General features: G+C 71.7%; 4 protein-coding genes and 2 pseudogenes. 5 read left to right on the top strand and 1 reads right to left on the bottom strand.

Going from position 1 to position 5,200, the window contains the following annotated elements; translation table 11 throughout:
* A pseudogene (locus ACRDP3_RS17070) lies at positions 1-220 on the top strand (hypothetical protein); the annotation flags it as partial.
* Here ACRDP3_RS17070 and ACRDP3_RS17065 read toward each other — a convergent pair.
* Positions 208-1,716: a PLP-dependent aminotransferase family protein gene (locus ACRDP3_RS17065; protein ID WP_431517812.1), complete on the bottom strand. Its 1,509-nt coding sequence runs from the start codon at positions 1,714-1,716 to the stop codon at positions 208-210. The pseudogene ACRDP3_RS17070 and the gene ACRDP3_RS17065 overlap by 13 nt on opposite strands.
* Before the next feature lie 196 nt (positions 1,717-1,912).
* Between ACRDP3_RS17065 and ACRDP3_RS17060 the strand changes: the two genes are divergently transcribed.
* The 4 genes and pseudogenes from ACRDP3_RS17060 to ACRDP3_RS17045 all read left to right on the top strand — a co-directional run.
* Positions 1,913-2,563 (top strand): YczE/YyaS/YitT family protein, encoded by a 651-nt coding sequence (locus tag ACRDP3_RS17060; RefSeq protein ID WP_431517811.1) that lies wholly within the window; start codon positions 1,913-1,915, stop codon positions 2,561-2,563.
* Positions 2,564-2,632: 69 nt separating this feature from the next.
* Positions 2,633-3,445 carry a glycerophosphodiester phosphodiesterase gene (locus ACRDP3_RS17055; protein ID WP_431517810.1) on the top strand — a complete coding sequence of 271 codons (813 nt, stop codon included), beginning with the start codon at positions 2,633-2,635 and terminating at the stop codon, positions 3,443-3,445.
* 28 nt (positions 3,446-3,473) lie between these two features.
* Positions 3,474-4,853, top strand: a complete 1,380-nt coding sequence (locus ACRDP3_RS17050) for an MFS transporter (protein WP_431517809.1) — start codon at positions 3,474-3,476, stop codon at positions 4,851-4,853.
* 256 nt (positions 4,854-5,109) lie between these two features.
* Positions 5,110-5,200, top strand: a pseudogene (locus ACRDP3_RS17045) (RNA polymerase-binding protein RbpA); the annotation flags it as partial.

Raw genomic sequence — 5,200 nt, 5'->3', positions numbered from 1 at the left:
CGCTCCGCCCTTGCCGCAGGCGCCGCCCGGCCGTGGCTTCGCCCGGCTGGGCGGCGGGCCCGTGCTGCGCGTACAGGTGCCGGCGACACCCGACCCCTTCGACGAGGCGGCGGGTGAAGCCGAACGTCTGGCGGTGCTGGGACTGTTGCCGGAACGGGTGCCCTGTCAGGCCACGGAGCCGGTACGGCCGGCGCCCGAGGCAAGCGCTCAGGCCACGTAGGAGCGGGGAACGTCCGCCTCACCGACCGCGCCCGTACGGACGAGGTCGGCGGCCTTGGCGAGCCGTGCGACGGCCTCCTCGAGCAGCGGATCGGCGAGGGTGAACAGCAGCCGCACGTACCCCTCGAAGGCGCCGTCGACGCCGAACCGGGTGCCGGCCGGGACGCGGACCCCGATCCGCTCCCCCGCGTCGGCGATACGGGAACCGGAGAGGCCGCCGGTGCGGACCCAGAGGGTGAGGCCGCCGTGCGGCACGGTGAACTCCCAGTCCGGCAGCCGGTCGCGGAGAGCGGTGACCAACGCGTCCCGGTTCTCGCGGGCGTGGGCGCGGCGCAGGGAGAGCGCCGACTCCCAGCCCCCGCCGGCCATCAGCCGGGCGACGGCGAGCTGTTCGAGAACGGGGCTGCCGAGGTCGGCGTAGACGCGGGCCGCGACGAGGCTGCGAATCACCTCGGGGGCAGCGCGGACCCAGCCGATGCGCAGCCCCGCCCAGATGGCCTTGCTGACGGAGCCGACGGTGATGACAGCCGAGCCGCCCGGGTCGAACGCGGCGACCGGGCGCGGGAGTTCGAGCCCGTCCTCCAGCGCCAGGTCGGCCATGGACTCGTCGGCGACGAGTACCGTGCCCGCCGCGCGGGCGGCGGCCACCAGGTCACGGCGCTGGTCGTCGGTGGCGAGGGCGCCCGTCGGGTTGTGGAAGTCGGCGATGACGTAAGCCATCCGCGGCGCGGTGTCGCGGAACGCCTGCTGCCAGGCGGGCAGGTCCCAGCCGGCCAGGCCCTCGGCCATGGGAACCGGCACGAGACGCGCGCCGGCGTCGCGCAGCAGATGCAGGACATTGGCGTACGAGGGGTGTTCGACGGCGACGCGCTCGCCGCGCGGCGTGAGGAGCCGGGCGAGGGCGGCGACGGCGCCCATCGCGCCGGTGGTGACCATGATCTGCTCGGGCATGGTCGGCACACCCCGCGCCGTATAGCGGGCGGCGAGCGCCTCGCGGAGGGCGGGCAGGCCCGCGGGGTAGTTGCCGTGCGTGTGGGTGTAGGGCGCGAGGTCGCTCACCGCGCCCTGGAACGCCTGGGTCAGGTGCGGTTCGGGCGCCAGGAAGGAGGCGCAGGCCAGGTCGATCATCGATCCCGCGGACTCGGGCGGCAGGGGTTCCAGCCCGCGGGTGGGCAGTGGCTTCCCCGCGGGCAAGGCGGTCCAGCTGCCGGAGCCGCGCCGGGACGCGAGGAAGCCGTCGGCGCGCAGTGCCTCGAAGGCTGCGGCCACGGTCGTACGGCTGACGCGCAGTGCCGCAGCGAGTTCACGCTCGGCGGGGAGGCGGGTGGCCACCGGGATGCGGCCTTCGACCACGAGGAAACGCACCCCGTCCGCCAGCGAGCGGTACGCCGGGACGCGGTGTCCGGCGTAGTGCTCGCTGGCGGACGCGGCGGCCCGCTGGGTCGCGAGCAGCCTCGCCAGCTGCGGAGCACCCACGGCAGAGGTCCACTGCGCCATGTTTACGGTCCACCCTCCAGTGATTGGCCATGGATGTGGCCTGCTTTCTGGTTCCAGACTGCCATGCGATCACTCATCGGCGCCAGCACGGCAGAAGAGGGGGAAGGTCCCGTTGTCCGTCTTCAGAAGCTCAACAACCGGCCGCCCGGCCCCGGCACGGCCACAGCAAGGCGGCCGGCGTCTCGGCCGGCGCCTGGTGCAGCTGTACGTGGGGCTGTCGCTGTACGGGGCCAGCGCCGGACTGATGGTGCGGGCGGACCTCGGTCTCGACCCGTGGGATGTGCTGCACCAGGGCGTGGCGCGGCATACCCCCCTGTCGATCGGCACCGTCTCGATCATCGTGGGTGCGGTGGTGCTGCTGCTCTGGATGCCGCTGCGGCAACGCCCCGGGCTGGGCACGGTCTCGAACGTGGTGCTGATCGGTCTGGCGATGGACGGCACGATCTGGCTGATGCCCGAGGTACGGGCGCTCGCGGTGCGGATACCGCTGATGGTGGCGGCGGTCGTGCTCAACGGCGTGGCGACGGGCCTCTACATCTCCGCACGTTTCGGGCCCGGCCCGCGGGACGGGCTGATGACCGGGCTCCACCGCGTCACGGGCCGCTCGATCCGGCTGGTGCGTACGGGTATCGAGGTGGCCGTGCTGGTGACCGGACTCCTGCTGGGCGGCACGGCCGGAGCAGGAACGGTGCTGTACGCGCTGGCGATCGGGCCGCTGTCACAGGTGTTCCTGCGGGTGTTCGTGGTGCCGGAGCCCCGGCATCACGGTGACTTCCCTGAGCCCGGCACCGCGGACGGCCGTGAGTTCCGTACGGACGAACGGCGCAGCCAGGCTGAACCCGGGTAACCGCCGTCGGAGCCGCTGTGAGGATTCCGGTTCCCGCAGCTGCGCCTCCCGGGCGATACTGCGGCGGTGATGAACGCAGGACCTCCGGCACGTACGGGACCGGCACGGCGGCCACGGCACCCTTTCCTAGACCACCCCGTTCCGTTGGCCCTCGCCCACCGGGGCGGCGCCGCGGCGGGACTGGAGAACACCTTCGGGGCTTTCGCGCACGCGGTCTCGCTGGGCTACCGCTATCTCGAGACGGACGTGCACGCCACGGCCGACGGCCGGCTGGTCGCCTTCCACGACGAGACGCTGGACCGGATGACGGATGCCCGGGGGCCGATCGCCGGACTGCCGTGGTCCGAGGTGCGCCGGGCCCGCGTCGGTGGCAGTGAACCCCTGCCACTGATGCGGGAGTTGCTGACCGCGTTCCCCCGGGCCCGGTGGAACATCGACGTCAAGTCGGAGGCCGCGCTCCTGCCGCTGCTGGAGCTGCTGAAGGACGAGGACGCGTGGGCACGGGTGTGCGTCGGGTCCTTCGAGGAGGCCCGGGTGGCGCGGGCACAGGAGCTGGCCGGGTCGCGGCTGGCCACCTCTCTGGGGACGCGCGGTGTGCGGGGGCTGCGGCTGCGCTCGTACGGGCTCCCGTCGCGGGCGGTGCGCGGCAGTGCGGTGTGTGTCCAGGTTCCCGAACGCTGGTCGCGGATACGGGTGGTGGACCGGGCGTTCGTACGGGCGGCGCATGCCCGGCGGTTGCAGGTACACGTGTGGACGGTGAACGAACCGGAGCGGATGCGGGAGTTGCTCGACCTGGGCATTGACGGCATTGTGACCGATCACATCGAGACACTGCGGGACGTCCTCACCGAGCGGGGCGCGTGGCTGCCTGACCGCACGTAGGCCGGTCCCCGCGCGCGCCGCCCGGCGCATGGGGCACCGGAGCACGAGGGGGCAGGTTGTTGTGGTTGCTGTCACCGACGCCGCGGGCGGAACGGCGGAGCGCCGCCGGGAGCAGCGCGGCTGGTACTTCTACGACTGGGCGAACTCGGTCTTCTCCACCAGCGTCCTCACCGTCTTTCTGGGCCCTTACCTGACGGAGATCGCCAAGTCGGCGGCGGACGCGGACGGTTTCGTGCACCCGCTGGGCATCCCGGTGCGGGCCGGCTCCTACTTCGCGTACACGGTCTCGGTCTCCGTACTGCTGTCGGTGCTGGTGATGCCGCTGGCGGGCGCGGTGGCCGACCGTACCGGCCGCAAGAAACCGATTCTGGGCGGCTTCGCCTATCTCGGGGCGGGCGCGACGGCGGGCATGTTCTTCCTGGACGGAGAGCGCTACCTGCTGGGCGGAGCGCTGCTGGTGGTCGCGAACGTCTCGTTCGCGGTGGCGGTCGTGGTCTATAACGCCTTCCTGCCGCAGATCGCGGGCCCTGAGGAGCGGGACGCGGTCTCCTCACGGGGCTGGGCCTTCGGCTACGCGGCGGGGGCGCTGGTGCTGGTGGCGAACCTGGCGCTGTTCCTGAGGCATGAGGCGCTGGGGGTGAGCGAGGGCTCGGCGGTGCGGATCTGCCTGGCCTCCGCGGGGATGTGGTGGGCGGTCTTCACCGTCATACCCCTGGTGCGGCTGCGGGAGCGGCCCGGGGCGGTACAGGGCGCCCGCGTTTCGGTGCTGAGCGGCTGGCGGCAGCTGGGGAGCACGCTGCGGGAGCTGCGGCGCTACCGGCTGACGATGGCCTTCCTGCTGGCGTATCTCGTCTACAACGACGGGGTTCAGACCGTGATCACCCAGGCGTCGGTGTTCGGCTCGGAGGAACTGGGCCTGGACCAGACGACACTCATCGCCGCGGTACTGCTGGTGCAGGTGCTCGCGGTGGCGGGTGCGCTGCTGATGGGGCGGCTGGCGCGGCGTTTCGGGGCGCAGCGCACGATTCTGGGTTCGCTGGTGGCGTGGACGGCGACCGTGGGAGGCGGGTATTTCCTGCCCGCGGGGGCGCCGGTGTCGTTCTTCGCACTGGCGGCCGGTATCGGGCTGGTGCTGGGCGGCAGCCAGGCCCTGTCACGGTCGCTGTTCTCGCAGCTGGTGCCGGAGGGGAAGGAGGCGGAGTTCTTCTCGCTGTACGAGGTGAGCGACCGCGGAACGAGCTGGCTCGGGCCACTGGTCTTCGGGGTCGCCTACCAGCTGACGGAGAGCTACCGAACCGCGATCATCTCACTGGTGATCTTCTTCGTGCTGGGTTTCGTACTGTTGTGGCGGGTACCGGTGGGGCAGGCCGCCGCTGCGGCCGGCAACCCTTCACCGGACCGGATTTAGGAGTTGGCGCTGCGGCCGGGTAGTGTACGCCCTCGGCTCGCCGGATGGACCGTTACTGCACGCCAAAGAGATGCGAACGCTGGGTGACATCTCCTGTCAGTTGTGACAAACCGGTCACCGGTGGGTACATGAAGGGGCGGCACGACGGACGACGCATCTCCCGATTCGGGAATCTTCACCGCCGACCGGACGTTGACCAGACGATGACGACAGCGACACATGTCCTGTGGGCGACAAGCCCGGGAGGCACGAATTCATGAGTGAGCGAGCTCTTCGCGGCACGCGACTCGTGGTGACCAGCTACGAGACCGACCGCGGTATCGACCTGGCACCGCGCCAGGCCGTGG

It is taken from the genome of Streptomyces sp. (genome assembly GCF_050698815.1).
Taxonomy (GTDB): Bacteria; Actinomycetota; Actinomycetes; order Streptomycetales; family Streptomycetaceae; genus Streptomyces.
The sequence above is the reverse complement of the archived record's forward strand: the minus strand, read 5'-3'. Positions and strand labels throughout refer to the sequence as shown.

What these genes read in the sequence shown, in the direction of transcription:
- ACRDP3_RS17065 (WP_431517812.1), bottom strand. Translation starts at nt 1,716, where the DNA reads ATGGCGCAGTGGACCTCTGCCGTGGGTGCTCCGCAGCTGGCGAGGCTG.
- ACRDP3_RS17055 (WP_431517810.1), top strand. Translation starts at nt 2,633, where the DNA reads ATGAACGCAGGACCTCCGGCACGTACGGGACCGGCACGGCGGCCACGG.
- ACRDP3_RS17050 (WP_431517809.1), top strand. Translation starts at nt 3,474, where the DNA reads ATGGGGCACCGGAGCACGAGGGGGCAGGTTGTTGTGGTTGCTGTCACC.